The organism is Thalassomonas actiniarum, assembly GCF_000948975.2.
Lineage (GTDB): Bacteria > Pseudomonadota > Gammaproteobacteria > Enterobacterales > Alteromonadaceae > Thalassomonas > Thalassomonas actiniarum.
Genome location: NZ_CP059735.1, coordinates 6,196,940 through 6,214,544, shown reverse-complemented (window position 1 = coordinate 6,214,544; position 17,605 = coordinate 6,196,940). Strand labels below are relative to the sequence as shown.

Sequence of the window (17,605 nt, the reverse complement as noted above, 5' to 3'; positions counted from 1 at the left end):
CGATTTTCTTAATCTAGCCTACTTATAACGCTGTTCAGAGCGAAGTTGGATTCGCTGAGAAGATTATAGTCATTATTCTGCAGGATGTTCGTTTTTCACCTGTATCCTTGAATTCTGTTCTTGAAGTGTTGCTTCCCAAATATGGACTATAGTTGAGGTTTTTAGTTTCTGGTACAACGTCTATGTTGCCCTGGAGTTGATGACTCAAGGTGGGTTAATTTTCATAATCTGTGATAATGAACCCATCTTGAGCTATTTTTGCCAACATAGTTTCCCAAAAAGCCCTGTTTTCTGCTTTACTCATGGCGGTAATATCCTGCTCCATGCTTTGCCAGGCGCTCTCGTCTAATACTCCCAATTCGAGTACTTTTTCTATTGAATCGGCAAAGATCTGCTCCTGATTAAGCGGCCCCGTATGAGTGAGCAGCTGGTCGCTTTGTTTGTTAAGCTGTGAACCTGCTAGCGCTTTGTTGTTTTGCGTGCTTGCTTCGGCAAGTTTGTTAATGTTTTGGCTGATCCCGGCTAATTCGACGGATAAAGTGTCAAATCGGGATTCAAGTTGAGTTAACCTGTTCTGCTGTGCAGCCGAATGATCTTTTGTGATTTGCAGGCCTTTAATCGATGGTTTATTGTCTTGATCGACACTTGATTGCAGGTCAAATATCATAGCGATATTAGCCAGCATAAGGAGGCTGAATAACATTAACAGATATTTGTTTACGGTCATCTTCTTACTCCCGTCTCTGGTGTTGGCGGGCCAGCCCGAAAGCCGGCCGCTGTCTTTATTAGTAGGTGACGGTAATAGCGTTGTGGTTACCGGCAAAGGTCGCATCTTCTAAATAGGTAAAACCGGCTGAGGTGGCGCTGACTCCGCCAACCTCCGCGCCATTGCCAAAGTAATGGGAGCCTTGCACGGTAAAGTTGTAGTTACCCCATTTCCAGATAATGGTCATTTCCATGGAAGACTTGTTAACCGAAGACGGAATGCCGAAGCTGACCCGCTTTTTACGGGTATAATAACCAACATGGGTATTGCCGATATAGACATAGCCGCCGTCAAACTGCCAGCGTCCTTCGGCGTCGTTGACATTGGTTAAATTACTTGTTTTCACCAGCTTATAGGTTGCTGTAGCCGCCTGTGACGGCATAGACGCCATTACCCCTAAAGCGACAACGGTTGCCGCCAGCAGTGCTTTGTTATTAAATTTAATCTTAAACATTTGATCTCTCCTCAGCTGAGCTGATTGTGTATAAAACCAAATGGTTACGCACAACTCCATCCGGACTGACAGCCGTATCCGCCGTGACCGGGCGCGGGAATACGCAACTTTATACTGATTGAAAAATTACCTGTGAAGTCTTTAGCCCCAGTATAAGGACTTCACTTACTCTAGTGTGATGACAGGGGGAAATGTCTCACTCAGGGAGGTAAAAAGTTATCAACTCAGCTTTTCCGATGCGGAAATCTGCTGAATCTTTGGCGAAAGATATAAGATTTCATTAGCTTAACGGCCCGAATAAGTGCTGTGATTTTTTATGGCAGGTGAAAAAAATTTTTTGTCGGCTAATTAAGGAGGGTTTCCCGTTCATTTCATGAAATATCCCGTCCGATATTTCAGGTTATGTCATCCGATATTTTCTAATGGATTTCACCGATTTCAAATGCTACTTTTTCGCCCGGTAAATACTCACAAATCAGGGAAAATGAAATGAGCAATATTCTTATTATCGGCGCGGCAGGAGCTAATGGTCAGGCAACACTTCACGCTTTATTTGCTAAGGCGGATTTAACGGATCATATTATCGCCGGTGTGCGCAGTGAAGAAAAAGCCAAGGCGCTGAAAAACCTTTATCCGCAGCTGGAAACCCGGGTATTTGATATCGAACGTGCCGATGAACTGAACTCGGCAATGCAGGGAGTGGATAAGGTTTTTTATATTCCCGGCAACATCGAGCCGCGGGAACTGCATGCCAAGGCCGTGATTGATACCGCCCTGGCCCATGAAAGCGTCAAAGATTTTGTCTTTTATTCGGTATTCGGCGCCGAATATGAAGGTGTTTTATTTGCCCGTCAGTTCCGCTACGGTGAGAAATACCTGGAAGATAGCCGTTTGAACTGGACGCACCTAAGAACCATTTTCTTCCAGGATAACCTGCTGGGCTGGGCGGAAGACGTGAAAAACGGCACCTTGCATTTAGGTACAGGCAAAGGCCGTTTTGCTCCTTTACTGGTACAAGACATAGGTGAAATTGCTGCCAACATCCTGACCAGCCAGGGGCATGCCGGTAAAGCCTATAATATTACCGGGCCTGAGCTGGTTTCAGGTGTTGAGATTGCCGAAATCTTTGCTAATGAGCTGGGGAAAACCGTCAGCCATATCTCACCGGATAATGCCACGACTTTGAGTGCGCTGACCGGCAGCGGCTGGCCAGAATGGCAGGCGAAAGGCATGGTGGAATTATTTAACGCTTTTGCCGATGACCAGGCGGCCATGGTAAGTCCTGACGGCGAACAGTTATTGGGGCGTCCGTTAACGCCGCTGAAAGCCTTTGTTAAAGCTAATAAAGCCAGCTTCAGCTAAGCGGCTTTAGTTAAGGAAAGTATATCGCCGCTCGCTTTTTGCACCCTGCGAGCGCGGTATACCAGACATTTTGTATATTGCCGTTTCTTCGCATCCTTGCGATCACGGCATACCATACATCCTGTATATTGCTGTTTCTTCGCATCCTTGCGATCACGGCATACCATACATCCTGTATATAAAAAAACAGCTACCCCCTTAAAGGGGGAGCTGTTGTTTCATTCATTAAACCCGGGTGTTAACTGCAAGAGCCAACTTAGTTGATCGGGTAGTTAGGGAACGGGTTGTTGTAGTTAATGTCCGGTCTTTGCTCGGTGAACATGGAATTAACCACTAATTTATCTATCATCCATTCGCCGGTTTCTGTGGCAATGACCCCCAAAGTATTGTTGCTTAAAAACAGCTGAGGCCCCGGCGTCGGCTCAAACGGCAATTCGACATCCGTTGACTGGATAATTTCCTGGTGCACTAAGACGTTAAAGTTAAACTCCATGCGGCCGGTACCGGGTTTGTTGCCTGGCTCGTAGTGGCTGACATAAAAGGAAGTTGGTGAGAAAATCGCATTCTGTCTTAACTGTGCCAAACCGTCGGTGGCGATGCTGATGGTCGATTCAACCCCGTAGGATAAGGCGCCGTTTAAATCCAGTTCAATATCCGGGCTGGTGATGTCATAGAAACACTGGTTCACCTCGGCCATTCTTTCCATATTAAACTTCTGGTTGGATGCTTCCGGGATACATAAAAAGAAGCGTCTGACAATCTGGCTGCCTTCAAAATAAGCGTGTTGCTTATTTAAGCTGGCGAGGAAAGTTTTGTTGCGCAGGGCGCGGCGCAACATGGCTTTGCTGACCTCGGTTTCATCCAGGCTATAAGCGCCGTTAATTTCGTCCTGGTAGCTATAGTCATCAGCATAATCATCGTTTGCCATGGCAACTGATGTGGTTAAGGCAAAGCCTGTTAATAAGGTAAGGGCTTTAGTGATTTTGTTTTTCATTATAGTTTTCATCGTCTTGTTTCCTTAGTTTTATAAAAAGTTTAAATAAAAGTTTGTGTTAATTTTCGAGTTGTCGTTCGATGAGCAAACTATAAAAAGACCCTCCCTGAAATGGTATTTCAGACTATTTCAAAATCCTTCACCCTTTCTTTCACCTCAGCCTTTTTACCGGAAATCTTGCGATAGCTTGCGTAATTAACCTATCCCGGTTGATGCCTTAATCTGGGCTCCGTGTTCAAAACTATTTTTCACAACTAAATGTTCAAAACGAAAACTTTTTAACTTTTTACTTATAAAGATTTGCAAGGAGCAAACCATGACTACTGAAAATATGATTATTGTTGGCGACAAGTTCGAGTGTTTCGCGGAAAACGAGGGGGTATTAACGGCAAGTGAAGCCCTGCATATATTAAAGCACCAGCTGTTAAGCGATAAAAAAATCCGCTTTAAATTAGGTCAGGGGTTAAGTGAAGCACAAGTTTCCCAACTGGTTAAAACGGCACAGGATACCGGTGTAAGCAACTTATTAGAGTTTAATGAAACTGCCAAGTCAGGGCGTAATTATGTGCATAAACATCAGCAACGTAACTCTATGTTAGGTTTGCCGCGCCGCATTTGTGAGAGCAAGTTTGAACTGGACATTATGCTTGACGATGCCTGTGACGAGATGGGGGATCATGTTACCGGACACCACGTACAGGGCATGGTGATCACCGAAGCGGCGCGCCAGGCGTTTCTGACCATCACAGAGGCGTTTTTCCTTAAAGACAATGACTTCTCCAGCTATTTTGTTATCAACACCTTAAACAGCCAGTACACCAGCTTTATGTTCCCGCTGCCTGCGACCATAGAGTACGAAATTGTTGAACATAAAGAGAAAAAAGCGGGCGCACATTTCTTTGATGTGGTGATGAATGTCGTGCAAAACGGTGTTGTCTGCTCTGTGGTCACCACCAGTTTCAGCACTTATAACGCCGGCTGGTTAGAGAAAAAAGAAGCCGCTATGGCCTGTAATGCCATCAAATATGTGGTTAACAATGAGGATGAGCAGAATGTGGCTGCATAACCTGGATACCAGCAAACCCTGCGCTTTTTTTGATGTCGACAACACCCTGATTTCCATTAAAAGCATGTTCAGTTTTTTAAATTATTTGCAGGAAAAAACCAAGCTGATCCCGCAGCAGGTGACGGACGAAATGCAGGTGGAGCTTAAGCAGATGTTCGCCGCCAAAGAGCGGCGGGAAAACATCAATGCCCATTATTACCGGGTGTTTGCCGGGGTGTCTGTGGCTGAACTGGCCGAGCTGGGACGCAAATGGTATCGGCAGGTGGCGGATAAGGCGGACTTTTTCCATCCCCATGCCCTGGCGAAGCTGAAGCAGCACCAGCAAGAGGGATACAACCTGGTGTTTGTTTCCGGCTCCGGCCTGGCCATGCTGCAGCCGTTGGCAGAGGCCTTAGGGGTGAATACCGTGTTATGCGCTCCCCAGGAGCAAAAGGAGGGTCGCTATACCGGCAAGCTGGTGGACCAACCCTGTATCGGCGAAGGCAAGGCCCATTATATCCGCCGTTATTTAAGGCTGTTTACCGATGTTGCCGCCAGGTCGGTGGCTTATGGCGACGATATCAGCGACTTCCCTATGTTGGCGACGGTTGGCCGGGGATACCTGGTAAGTCCGAGCGAACTCACCCGGGCGGCGAACCAACAACAAGAGTTTACTATTTTAGAAATCGAGCAGGAGGCGGCATAAACCAAGGGCTGGAACAGTTAGCTTGAAACATAAATTTAACCGCCCTGTACCACTAGTCAGTAGGCCGATAAATTTAACCGGGTAATATACCCCTCAACGCAGGAGTTCAGGGGCGGCTCGGCAAGCTAATGACCTGAGATGAGAGCTCAGGTTATCAGCTTGCTGAGCAGTAGATGTAAGTTTGAAAGATTTAACATAAACAACTAGAAAACCACTATTTTAATTAAACAAGGAAATTGTTATGAGTAGAGTAATTGCAAATAAATCTGTCGCAGCCGTTGGTTTGGGCTGTATGGGCATGAGTGAGTTTTACGGTGATCGCAACGATACCGAATCGCTGAAAACTTTACATGCGGCGCTGGAAATGGGTTACAACCATTTTGATACCGCCGACATGTACGGCCAGGGCCATAACGAAGAATTAGTCGGTCAGTTCGTCAAAGATCTGGGAGCAAAGCGTGATGATGTAGTGATCGCGTCCAAGTTTGGTATCCGCCGCGACCCTAATGACAAGTACAATCTGATTATCGATAACAGCCGCGATTACGTCCGTGCTGCCTGTGAAGCGTCTTTGAAGCGTTTAAATGTTGAAGCTATCGATATTTATTACATGCACAGACGTAACCCCGACACGCCTATCGAAGAGCCGATGGAAGCTTTGGCGGAATTGGTCAAAGAAGGTAAAATCAAGGCCATCGGTCTGTCGGAAGTATCGGTAGAAACCTTAAAGCGTGCCCAAAAAGTACATCATGTAGAAGCCCTGCAAAGCGAGTATTCTTTATGGTCGCGTGATATCGAGCAAAACATCTTGCCGGCCTGTAAAGAGTTAGGCACCAACTTTGTTGCTTACAGCCCGTTAGGCCGTGGTTTCTTAACTGGCGGCATCACCCAGGCAGATATCCAAAAAGCCGATGTCAGCAAAGACTTCCGCGCCAAACTGCCACGCTTCCAGGACGAAAACATCGAGAAAAACCTGGAGTTGGTGGCTAAAGTACAGGAAATCAGCAAAGGCCTGAACTGTACCCCGGCCCAGCTAGCTCTGGCCTGGTTGTTAGAGCAATACGACAACCTGCACGTTATCCCGGGCACCAAGCGGGTGAAATACCTGGCAGACAACTTCGGCGCCCTCAATGTCGACCTGACGCCGGATATCGTGATGAACCTGAGCGGTATTTTTGCCAGCGAAAATATTCACGGCGCCCGCTACCCCCAAGCCATTTTAGACGGCACTAACCTCTAATCGTTATCTTAAGGCGATAACACGTTTTTAATCATGCCGGCTCTTGGAACATAAGAGCCGGATCAGATACAAGGTCTATTCATTATGTTGCAGGAAATAGAGCAGGAAGTTCTTATTGTTGGCGGCGGGCCAACCGGCATGATCACCGCATTACAGTTACACAGGTTTGGTATTCCGTTTCGTATCATAGAGGTACGCACGGAAAAATGTTCGGGCTCAAAAGCCCTGAGTGTTAACCCGGCGGCATTAGATATGCTGGCGGATTTGGGGATCACAGAGTCTTTATTGCCGCAGGGGCAAAAAAACCAGATTGTCAACCTGATGTATAACGACAAGCGCATGTTTAAACTGGACTTTAACCGGATTTCCGCCACGCATCCTTATTTTTTGATGTTACCCCAGCCGGTCACCGAGGCGGCCATTGAAAACCGCTTAAATGAACTGGGTTATGAAATTGAGCGCGGCACCGAACTGGTGAGTTTAGCGCAAAACGAAAAGGGCGCGCAGGCGACCTGTAAGGGCCTGAAGGGAGAAGATACCCGGCAATACCGCTATATCGTCGGCTGCGACGGCGCCAACAGCCAAACCCGGCAACAGGTGGGTTTGCCTTTTGACGGTTATAACTATGATCTGCACTTTATCCTGGCGGATGTGAAGGTCAAGTGGGATCGGGATCTTACGCAAAGTTATTATTACATCAAAGAGCAGGGCTTTATTATCGTACTGCCGCTGATGGAAGGTTACCACAGGATAGTGATCAAGGCCGACGGCAAGATCCCCGGCAATTACAGCCCCGGGTTGGAAGACTTTAAAGCCGCCATTGCCGCACTGGATGTGGATATTGAAATTTCCGAGCCCACCTGGATGTCGGCCGCGCCGTTTTATAACCGCGCCACCTCTACCTTCCGCCGCGGCAATGTCTTTGTTGCCGGTGATGCCGCACACTTATTTAGCCCTATCGGCGGTTTTGGCATGAATACCGGTATAGGCGATGCCTTTAATTTGGGCTGGAAACTGGGATATGTGATGAGCGGCGCAGGCTCTGAAGCCTTGCTCGACAGTTACGCCGAAGAACGGCACTGGAATGCCGAACAGTTGCTGAAGCTTACCGATCTCAATACTTCTATGATTGCCGGACTTGACCGTCACGGCGAGCAGGATGAAGCGAAATTTCTGCCTAAGGTTGCCAACCGCGATTTTATCAAGGCATTTCCGCAGATTTCTGCCGGTTATAAGCTCAATTACGCCAAACAGGCGCCGGATCCGCAGGAGAAATATCATGTCGGCGGCTTACTGTTAAGTTCACAGTTTTTACCTTTTGCCAACGAGTTCCCGCTGGGCAACGCCAAGCATAGCTTGATCGTCAGCAGTGAAATACCGGCAGAACAGCTGGCTGATTTACAAGGCATAATGCAGTCTGCTTTTGGTGATTTCTTCAGAATCAACACTATCTGGGATCCGCAGGGTTATATGCTGGAGGCCGGGCAATTTATTCTGGTGCGTCCCGATAATGTTATCGAATATGTCGGCACCGCAAAAGACAGCGTCGCTTTTAACTGCGCCTTAAATGCCCTTTATCAAAAAATGGATGTTGCCGCATGACTGCTACAAGCCTGATCCGTCCCCTGGGAGACATTGAAAGCCGTATGGCGTTGATGCATGAGCTTTCGGGGAATTCACAGACCACCTCTGTGGTGGATTTCGACGCCTTGCTGGATTTCGATTATTTGAAAGTGGCGGTTGAACTCTGGTTGCACAGCTATGAAATCTTGTCTACCCGGGTGGTGACGACCGGATCGGGCTTTGAATTACATGCTACCAAGCTTGCTGCCGGTGACATTTGCCGTCAGCTTGAATTAACCCGGGATTATGATTTACAGCAGGCAACCACCCTATGTCTTAATACCGTGCTGGCGGCAGAAAAAACTGTGCTTGCTGTGGTGTTGATGCAAGATAGCAGCGGGCAAAAAAGCCACCTGGCACTGACCTTTCATCATGCTATTGTTGACGGTTTATCCATTGCTACCCTGGTGGAGTCGTTATTGGACTATTACGTACAGGTGACCCGCAGACAAGGGCGGCTGCAGGTGAATAAACGCCCGGTGGGACCTGAGCTGGAGCAGTTTATATCGCCGTTAACCCAGGTTGCAGAGTCAGAAGCACCAGCGCAGGAGTCGTTAACGCCAAGTTGGCCGGTAGAAGAGTCGGCCCCGGTAGTCAACCGGCAAACCGGTTATCTGGAAACCAGCTTTGATCAAAAGGTATTGGCGCCGCTAAAACAGCTGGCGAAAGAGCAAAATTCAACCCTGAATACTTTGCTCACCTACGCCTTTTGCCGGGCGGTGGCCGGGTTGCAGCAAAAAAACGAAATTACCTGCTTAAGTGCGGTGTCCATGCGCAGCCGCTTGCAGGCGCCGATCAGTGAAGAAGAGATTGGCTGTTATATCCGGGTTTACCCCCATAAGATATCGGTCGCTTCTTCTTTAGCCGAGTTCGCTCCCGGTTATCGTCAGCAGCTCAGTAAAGGAATAAAGCTGCTGGCCAGGGATTCGGGCGAGTTAAATCTGGCGTTAATGCGCCAGGGGGCGAAAGGCCTGAATGATGTCAGCGTTTTTTCTCATGATGTTGCCATGACCAACCATGGCCAGCTGAATTTAACGCAGCAATATGACGGCTTTAATATTGTCGGCTACCGCAATATGGCGAACCGCAACGGCGGCGTTTTTGCCATTGCCTTACACATTGCCAGCCTGGATCAAAAAATGAGTTGTGCGTTTAGTTATAGTACTCCGTTGTTAAGCTCTCACACCGCCGAAGAAATTCAGGCTTTGTTTGAGCAAAATATTCAACGGATGCTGTTATCCAATCAGGGAGAGAAATATGAAAAGGCTATCTAAAACATTGCCTTCAGGTAATGTCAGTTACCTGGAAACCACAGGGACAGGACCAACATTATTATTTGTGCACGGCAATTCATCATGCGCGGAAGCCTTTCACTATCAGCTGGAGCATTTAGGCTGCAGTTATCGCTGTCTTGCCCTGGATTTTCTCGGCCACGGCGAGTCATCACCGGCGGACAACGCCAGTGCCTACAGCTTTGCCGGTTGCAGTGAGCAGATCATTGAATTTATCGATGAGCTGCAGCTGGAAAACGTTATTGTGGTGGGGCACAGCCTGGGAGGGCATGCCATCATAGATGCCTTGCCCCGTCTTGAAGCTATTGCCGGAGTGCTGCTGGTGGGGGCGCCGCCTTTTAACGGTGACACGGCAGGGGAGGCCTTTTTACCGGATCCGTCAGAAGGGTTGATCTTTGCCGCCGAGCTTGACGGCGATCAGCTTACCAAGGTGGCAAAGGAATTTGTCAATGAAGATAAGTTGCCGTTAAGCGATTGGATCTCCGTGGTGAAGTCGGTGGACAATACCCATAGCTCGGTGCGGCCGGGCATACTGGCGGGCTTTAGCGAAGGCGAGTTGCAGGACGAAGTGAAAATTTTGCAGCAGTCCGGGATCTGCGCCATGAGTATCGTCGGTGAGCAGGACGGCTTTATCAATAATGACTATTTTAACGCTGAACCGTTAAAAGCCATTTTTGGTGAAAATATCTTCTTTATTGATGACTGCCATCACTGCCCTCATCTTGAAGCTCCCGAGGTTTTTAATGGTTACCTGGAAGGTTTTATCAAACAGTGTTTTCCCAAAAGCATCACCCGTTCCCTGGTATTAAACGAGCACAAAGACGGCGATATTTTTATTGACCGTTATATGCCGCTGGCCGAGCCGGGCGTTGGCGAAGTGATGATAGAGGTCAAGGCCACCAGCGTAAACCCTTTTGACTATAAGATCAGTCGTGGCGAGTTGCCCCACCTGGCTCCGGAGCACCCGGCGGTGTTGCATTCCGATGTTGCCGGTGTCGTGATCAAAGTGGGTGAGCAGGTCTGCGAATTTAAACCGGGAGACAAAGTATTTGGTTGCGTTGGCGGTGTTAAGGGCCGTCAGGGGGCCTTGACGGATGTGATGCTGGCGGATCGGCTATTGCTGGGGTTAATGCCGGAAAATCTGAGTTTTAAGCAGGCGGCTGCTTTACCTATGGTGGCGATCACCGCCTGGGAAGGATTGGAAGCAGGAGACTTAAAAGCAGGCATGAAAGTGCTGGTGCACGGCGGCACAGGCGGCGTCGGCCATATGGCGGTGCAGCTGGCAAAACATATGGGGGCTGAAGTGTATGCGACCGTGGGCTCGGTGGAAAAAGGTAAGCTGGCCCTGGAAATGGGCGCTGACGGCATTATCCATTATCACACCGAAGATGTGGAAGATTATGTCAGCCGTATTACCGGCGGCTGTGGCTTTGATTTAGTGTTTGATACCGTTGGCAATGAAAATATTCCTATTGCTATGCAGGCCTGTACGGTCGGCGGACATGTAGTCACGACTTTAGCCAATAATAAAGTGGATTTGAAAATTGCTTCGGGACGGCGGTTAAACCTGCATTTTATCAATATGCTGTGGCCAATGTTATCCGGGCGGGAGATCCGGGCGCACGGTGAGATTTTAAAGCAGTTAAAACCGTTAATAGAAGCAGGTAAGTTAAATCCCTTACTCGACCCGCAAAGCTTTTTATTCGAGCAGGCGGGGCTGGCGCATGAATTTGCCTCTTCCGGCGAAGCGGTGGGCAAAGTGATCTTAGTCAACGGCTAAGGTCAGGATAACAAAAACAGCAGGAAGCAAATAATGACTTTATCGATCTCAAATTCATCACAGGCGCTGGTTGCCAATATCTGTGCATTTTTTCTCTGGTCGGCAGCGACCCTGATATTTAATGCCTTGTCTGGGATAGATAATTTGCAGGTACTGGCATTACGCATCCTGTTTGCCATGTTGTTTTGCACCGGCTTGCTGGCTTTCATCCCCCAGGTGCGCCGCTCGCTGGTTCAGTTGAAAGGGCTGGAGTGGCGGTTATTGCTGTTAAGCAGCATCTTGATTGCCAGCAACTGGTATCTGGTGATATTCGCTATCAGTTTAAACCAACTCAGCTCGGCAAGTTTAGGTTATTTTCTTGCGCCTATTCTCAGTGTTGCCCTGCTGAAGTGGCGGCAAAAAGAAAAGGTGAGTGCGGTAGAATTTATTGCCATTTGTTTGTGTTTGCTGGGAGCTGTGGTGGTGATCCAGGCGCGTTATCTTCATTCGCTGCCCTGGATAGGCATCACCATTGCCGCCACCTTTGCCTGGTACAGCGTGCTTAAAAAAACCAGGCCGATTGCGCCGCTGGTGACCCTGACGGTGGAAACGGGCTTTGCCGCGATACCGGCGCTGCTGTTTATCGTCTTGGGCCTTCTTGGTTTAGGTGATAGCGGCTTAGGCATTAGCGGCCACAGTTATGATTTTACCGCAGGCCAGTGGGGCTTAATGCTGTTGCTGGGGGCGGTAACCACATTGCCGATTTTGCTTTATATCGGCAGTGTCGTGTTTTTGTCGGCAACCACAATTGGCTTGCTGCAATATTTAAATCCCACGCTGATGTTGTTGGTGGCAATCGGGATTTTTGGTGAAAAGGTGTCAGACAGCGTACTGGGGGGCTTCCTCATTCTCTGGTCGGGCATACTCGTTTACGCTATTTGTTCAGTATACGGAGTCGTTAATACCATAACGGCAAGGAGGAGTTGAGATGAAAAATGACTGGAATAAATACATCTATCCGGAAACTTTTCTTGGTTTTATCGACGCAAGCAGCCATCAAAATAACGGTGCGGAGTTAAATGCGTTGACCGAGAGCCGGGTAACCACATTGGCGGATTTAAGTCAGCAGGCACAATTTGACGGCAAACTGATTGACGCCAGGTTATTGCAGGGCTTAAGCCATAATGATCATGTGTGGGGAAAAATCTGCTATCAGCAATTACGGCAGTATTTCAATAAAGGGCAGCCGATTGGCCATCACCAGATATATGTGCTGATCAACCCGGATGAAATGTCGGATTCCGCGGCCATTAACCGCTGCGCCGAATTATTGGAGCATTTTATCGGCACCGGTGAAGTTAGCATACGTTTGCTGCTGAAAAATACCTTTGAGCTGTCCCACAGCCAGTTGCTGAAAATTGTCAGGATGTGTGAATTGTCCGGGGTGCAAAGGATTTGTTTCGCCGATGATCACTCGCAGTTTTCGCCTGCCGGGGTGAAGCGCTTTTTGGCGGCGCTAAACGCCACCAGCCATGCCAATGCCTTAACCTTTGAATGTGCCTTTGCCGGCAGTGCAGAGCATGCCAAGGAGAATGCAATAACGGCGATCACTTCGGGCATCAATTACATCCATGTGACCGCCAGTTATCTGGCCCGGGCGGACCAGGCGTTGCCGGTTATCCAGCTGATGCAGGAATTTAGCAGCCATAATTTTGGTTTAAACAAAGAAGCGCTGCAGCAATATATCCTGGTGTACCATCAGCAGGGACTGGAAAATCCGTTGGCGGTCACCTCAGGCCTGGCGCCGGTCACCTGTGAACAAGTCACGCAAACGGCGGCCAATTCCGGAAATGCCAAGGAGCTGGCGGCGGCAGAGTTAACGGATAAAATCGCCCTGCGTTTTGATGTCAGCGCCAATGACTGGCATGTCAGCATCCAGCTGCTGGCCAAAGGACAGACGCAGGATCTTGGCGAGCGGGTGCATCACTATGTGATGTTGCTTTTGGCCCGGGAATATTATCAGCAATATCAGCAGATGATGGCGCGTGACGGTGTGGTTGACCCCTTGCTGGTGGGCTGGGTAGAGCGGGAAGCCCTGCACCAGATGATCGGGGATAACGAAGCCCAGTTTAATGTTAAATTATGCCGCGCCCGTAAGCATATAGTAACTGCTGCAGAAACGCTTGGCGTGGTGGACTACCAGCCGTTATCGACCCGTCAGGGGGCGGTGCGTTTAAATTGCGGTAATGTTACTGTGGTGCAGGGATCAAAAGTGGAATTTGAAATGGAGAATTGGCACTTTACCGGGGAGGAGTATCCTCAGTTGAAACAGGCTTAATATGGACTGATTTAGGGAAAACCGTAAGCCATTCATTCCTTAACATGGAAAAACACAAATGTTGATAGTTGAAATATTGTATCGGGCTAAGGAAGGCTCGTTCATTATTTTCCCCTCAGGGTGTTTGCCCTAAACCCAACCCGGGATCATGTTGTAAACCGTCACACCACAATAAATAAGTGGTCATCATTCACACCAGAGATACGCTTTTTAATAGGCTACCCTTATAGCCGTTGACAGGAAAAATTAAGCGATTGGCTGAGGATATTGCCAATTCGGCATACGAGCTCGTGAGCCAAACTGATGTTTTTTTTATCGACTGTTGACTCTCAAGTGGCTTTAGAGTCCATACTTGGCAACACAAAGCAGAGATTATACAAAAGAGGCGGCGCTATGTTTCGGATCGGTGAATTTTCGAAAATAGCCCAAACGGCTATTTCACAGTTACGTTATTATGATCAAATTGGTCTTTTTCAGCCGGCATATACGGATGAGTCGACAGGTTATCGTTATTACAGCACTAAACAGCTGCCTGAATTAAACCGTATCTTATCGTTAAAGGAGCTGGGGGTTTCACTGGAACAGATCAAAAAGATGGTTTTGGAAGAGGTATCTGCGCAGGAAATCCGTGGCATGCTAATGCTTCGAAAAGCCCAGGTTGAACAAACTGTTCAGCAAGAAATAAACCGGTTAAAAATTATAGAAGCACGGTTGAAAGAAGTTGAGCAGCCAGAAAACCTTATTGGCGACGGTATTATCCTGAAAAGCACTTCTGCCCAGCCATTTTATTCAACCCGTAAGGTAATGCCCAGTCTATTCGATACCATTTATCTGGTGACTGAATTACGAGAGCGTGTTCCGGCTATGCTCGGACAAGAGCTGCTTGGTCATCTCACCATCATCATACACGGTGATGCCTTTAGTATTGAGAATGCGGATATTGAAGTGGGTTTTCCGCTGGAGAAAATGGTCGAAACGCCCCTGCTTCTCCCGGGGGGAGATGAAGTGAGTGCACGAATGCTTCAACAGGAAGGAAAAGTGATTTCCGCCATGCGAGTCGGCTCGTTTGAAAATGGTTATGAAAAATATGCGCAAATAGGCAGGTGGATTGAAAATAGTGATTTTCATATATCAGGCCCTGCAAGAGAGGTGTTTATTCAACCTCCGTCGCAGGATGACCCTGATGGTTGCGTGTGTGAGATCCAGTTTCCGGTAACCAGGTCGACTTCTCTTGTTTGACGTTATCAGCGCATAACCGACCAAAAAATCAGCCCTATTTATTTACAGCAAGGTCTTAGCTTTAAAGATGCATATCTTCAAGGCTTAAGGATTCTTGTACCCAGCCAAAGCCAATGCACAACAGCGTTGAGAAATGATGTCCCGTACTTGAGGAGAATGAAAATGCAGATAATTAACAAGATCAATATTAATGCCCCGGTTGAAACCTTGTGGAAAATCCTTGCTGATGATTATAACGATATATGTCAGTGGACCAGCGTGGTAACCAGCTCTACCGAAAACCCCGAACTTCCCCAGGGGGAAGGACGTGCCTGTGAATTACCCGACGGAGCGGTAGCAAAGGAGACCTTGACTAAGATGGATAAAGAGCAGCATAACTTTAGCTATAAGGTGGAGCTGTCAGGCATGCCGTTTTTTGTACGAGGGATGGAGAATAGCTGGCGGGTTGAACAATACGGTCATAATCAATCGCTTGTTACCTTTGAAATTGATGTGACTTTGCTGCCGGTATTTGCCCAACTAATGGGGCCGCTGATGAAAATTAAATTTAATAAGCTGGCAAGTGTCGTGTTTGAAGAACTTAAATTTTATGCCGAAACTGGAAAAGTTCATCCCCGCAAGCATGAGTTGTTGTCGGCTAACATTGGCAGGGTTGCCTAAAAGGATGCTGTAGCAACAAGCAAATAGTTTTTTTAATGCCGCAAAATCTGAACGGGCATGTCTTTGGTTGGGCATGCCCGTTTTGATAACACAGCAATTCCTGAAACGGAATAACATTCAGTTCCGATTCTGGCTAGGTTTTTTCTTTTACTGGCGTATAGTGACGTCATTAGCTTGAATGCTTAGTGTGAAGGAACAAAAATGCTTAACCCAGAAATCTGTCAAAAAGCCCGTTTTTCCCGGGATCCCAGGTTTGACGGAAAATTTTTTACCGCAGTGAAAACTACGGGTATCTATTGTCGTACTACCTGTCCGGTATCGCCGCCAAAAGAAAAGAATGTCTGTTATTACGCCACCGCCATTGAAGCGGCCAATGCCGGTTTTCGTCCCTGTTTGCGTTGTCGGCCGGACAGTGCGCCGGGCTCTCCCGCATGGAAAGGGGTTAATACCACGTTAGAACGTGCCATTAAGCTGATTGATGAAGGGGCATTGCAAACCGGCGATTTATCCGCTTTGGCGGAGCGGCTGGGGATCAGCGACAGATATCTGAGGGATCTTTTTAAAAAACACCTGGGTACATCCCCAAAAACCTATGCCCAATACCAGCAATGCCTGTTTGCCAAGCAATTGCTTCAGCAAACAAAACTGCCGGTTACGCAAGTGGCGTTGGCCAGTGGTTTCAGCAGTATCCGCCGTTTTAACGACTGCTTTTTAAATCAATTAAAGTTAACGCCGTCAAAAATGCGTAAATCGGCAGAGGAAAAGGCGAACAGCTTGCAGCTTAAGCTGTATTACCGGCCGCCGTATAACTGGTCCCTGATGTCTTCTTTTCTGATGGCCAGAGCGATACCCGGCCTGGAGTGGGGCAGTGAGCATAGTTATGGCCGTATGTTTGAATGGGCCGGCACCCGGGGTAGTTTCACCGCCAAACATATTGCCGATGATTTCAGGTTTGATGTCACCATAGAAGTGGATGATGTCAGGCACTTAAAAGCGATAGTGAATAATATCCGCCGTATTTTAGATTTAGATGTCGACATGCAGGCGGTAGAGCAAGATCTGGCGTTAAGCTGCCCGGAAGGTTTTACCGTGAAACCGGGTGTGCGTCTGCCGGGGATCTGGAGCATGTTTGAAGCGGGGATCCGGGCGATTTTAGGTCAGCAAATTTCTGTGGTGGCAGCACGTAACCTGGTGACGATTTTAGTGAGTTCCCTGGGGGAATCCAGCGGCGGAAAATATTTTTTCCCCACCCCTGAGGCCATTGCCGACAACGAACTCGATTGTTTGAAAATCCCCGGTTCGCGCAAACAAACTTTGCGTAATCTTGCCCGCCATTATCTGGACAGTGAAAACCCGGATGATGCCTCGGCCTGGCTCAAACTCAAGGGTATAGGACCCTGGACCGTAGATTATGCCAGGCTGCGGGGCTTAAGCGAGCCGGATATTTTCCTTGGCGGCGATCTCGGGGTGAAAAAAGCCATGGGGCAAAGCGGTGAAGCCCTGACCCCGGAAGAGGCTTCCCCCTGGCGCAGTTATTTAACCTTTCAATTATGGAGTCTACTCTGATGTACATAGATTATTTAGACACCCCCTTGGGGGACATGGAAATTCAGGCAACCGATGCCGGGATAGCCCAGGTGATATTTTGCGGTTTGGAAAAAAAACCGGCAAATCCCAGCGAGATCACCCGGTCTTGCCGGGAGCAACTAAAGGAGTATTTTTCCGGCCAGCGAAAAACCTTTGAGCTGCCGCTGGATACTAAGGGCACGGCATTTCAAAAGTCGGTGTGGGGCTGTTTGCAGGAGATCCCTTTTGGCCAGAGTTTATCTTATGGCGAAATTGCCGACATGCTCGATAACCCCAAGGCGGTGCGTGCGGTGGGGGGAGCCAATGGCCGAAATCCGCTGACGATAATAGTGCCCTGTCACCGGGTGATAGGCGCCAGCGGTACCTTAACCGGCTATGCCGGCGGGGTAGAGCGTAAGTTGTGGCTGCTTAAGCACGAAGGTTTTCAGGGATTGGCGGATAAGGAAACGCAGGCAAATGGCGACGAAGCACTGAATGATGTCATTCACCGGCGCCAGGATAAAACTCAATTTTTAAAATAATATTCGATAACCTTATTAA

The 17,605-nt window shown here is 48.2% G+C and carries 16 protein-coding genes; 13 read left to right on the top strand and 3 right to left on the bottom strand.

Going from position 1 to position 17,605, the window contains the following annotated elements:
- Positions 1-214: 214 nt before the first annotated feature.
- Positions 215-727: a hypothetical protein gene (locus tag SG35_RS26965; protein ID WP_044834214.1), complete on the bottom strand. Its 513-nt coding sequence runs from the start codon at positions 725-727 to the stop codon at positions 215-217.
- A 58-nt stretch (positions 728-785) separates the two neighbouring features.
- Positions 786-1,220 (bottom strand): hypothetical protein, encoded by a 435-nt coding sequence (locus tag SG35_RS26960; RefSeq protein ID WP_044834213.1) that lies wholly within the window; start codon positions 1,218-1,220, stop codon positions 786-788.
- A gap of 489 nt (positions 1,221-1,709) precedes the next feature.
- Here SG35_RS26960 and SG35_RS26955 point away from each other — a divergent pair, with 489 nt between their 5' ends.
- Complete coding sequence (locus SG35_RS26955) at positions 1,710-2,582, top strand: SDR family oxidoreductase (protein ID WP_044834212.1); 873 nt, start codon at positions 1,710-1,712, stop codon at positions 2,580-2,582.
- A gap of 256 nt (positions 2,583-2,838) precedes the next feature.
- On the opposite strand, the gene SG35_RS26950 is transcribed toward SG35_RS26955, so the two are convergent.
- A complete protein-coding gene (locus tag SG35_RS26950; RefSeq protein ID WP_044834211.1) occupies positions 2,839-3,588 on the bottom strand; it encodes a hypothetical protein in 750 nt (249 codons plus the stop codon).
- 304 nt (positions 3,589-3,892) lie between these two features.
- Here SG35_RS26950 and SG35_RS26945 point away from each other — a divergent pair, with 304 nt between their 5' ends.
- The 12 genes from SG35_RS26945 (at position 3,893) to SG35_RS26890 (ending at position 17,586) form a co-directional block, all read left to right on the top strand.
- Positions 3,893-4,642, top strand: a complete 750-nt coding sequence (locus tag SG35_RS26945) for an AfsA-related hotdog domain-containing protein (RefSeq protein ID WP_044834210.1) — start codon at positions 3,893-3,895, stop codon at positions 4,640-4,642.
- Positions 4,629-5,327, top strand: a complete 699-nt coding sequence (locus tag SG35_RS26940; RefSeq protein WP_053043213.1) for an HAD family hydrolase — start codon at positions 4,629-4,631, stop codon at positions 5,325-5,327. The genes SG35_RS26945 and SG35_RS26940 overlap by 14 nt, the downstream gene beginning before the upstream one ends.
- A 241-nt stretch (positions 5,328-5,568) precedes the next feature.
- Positions 5,569-6,567, top strand: coding sequence for an aldo/keto reductase (locus SG35_RS26935; protein ID WP_044834209.1), 999 nt, complete (start codon positions 5,569-5,571; stop codon positions 6,565-6,567).
- Positions 6,568-6,651: 84 nt separating this feature from the next.
- Positions 6,652-8,169 (top strand): FAD-dependent monooxygenase, encoded by a 1,518-nt coding sequence (locus tag SG35_RS26930; protein WP_044834208.1) that lies wholly within the window; start codon positions 6,652-6,654, stop codon positions 8,167-8,169.
- Entirely contained in the window at positions 8,166-9,464 is a 1,299-nt protein-coding gene (locus SG35_RS26925; protein WP_044834207.1) for a condensation domain-containing protein, read from the top strand. Before SG35_RS26930 ends, SG35_RS26925 begins: the two co-directional genes overlap by 4 nt.
- Positions 9,448-11,262, top strand: coding sequence for an alpha/beta fold hydrolase (locus tag SG35_RS26920; protein WP_053043212.1), 1,815 nt, complete (start codon positions 9,448-9,450; stop codon positions 11,260-11,262). Before SG35_RS26925 ends, SG35_RS26920 begins: the two co-directional genes overlap by 17 nt.
- Positions 11,263-11,295: 33 nt before the next feature.
- Positions 11,296-12,228 carry an EamA family transporter gene (locus tag SG35_RS26915; RefSeq protein WP_044834206.1) on the top strand — a complete coding sequence of 311 codons (933 nt, stop codon included), beginning with the start codon at positions 11,296-11,298 and terminating at the stop codon, positions 12,226-12,228.
- Position 12,229: 1 nt separating this feature from the next.
- A complete protein-coding gene (locus tag SG35_RS26910) occupies positions 12,230-13,579 on the top strand; it encodes a hypothetical protein (RefSeq protein WP_044834205.1) in 1,350 nt (449 codons plus the stop codon).
- A 393-nt stretch (positions 13,580-13,972) separates the two neighbouring features.
- Complete coding sequence (locus tag SG35_RS26905) at positions 13,973-14,818, top strand: MerR family transcriptional regulator (protein WP_044834204.1); 846 nt, start codon at positions 13,973-13,975, stop codon at positions 14,816-14,818.
- Positions 14,819-14,980: 162 nt separating this feature from the next.
- Entirely contained in the window at positions 14,981-15,478 is a 498-nt protein-coding gene (locus SG35_RS26900; protein ID WP_044834203.1) for an SRPBCC family protein, read from the top strand.
- A 201-nt stretch (positions 15,479-15,679) separates the two neighbouring features.
- Positions 15,680-17,044, top strand: a complete 1,365-nt coding sequence (locus tag SG35_RS26895) for an AlkA N-terminal domain-containing protein (RefSeq protein WP_044834202.1) — start codon at positions 15,680-15,682, stop codon at positions 17,042-17,044.
- A complete protein-coding gene (locus tag SG35_RS26890; RefSeq protein ID WP_044834201.1) occupies positions 17,044-17,586 on the top strand; it encodes a methylated-DNA--[protein]-cysteine S-methyltransferase in 543 nt (180 codons plus the stop codon). The genes SG35_RS26895 and SG35_RS26890 overlap by 1 nt, the downstream gene beginning before the upstream one ends.
- Positions 17,587-17,605: the final 19 nt, after the last annotated feature.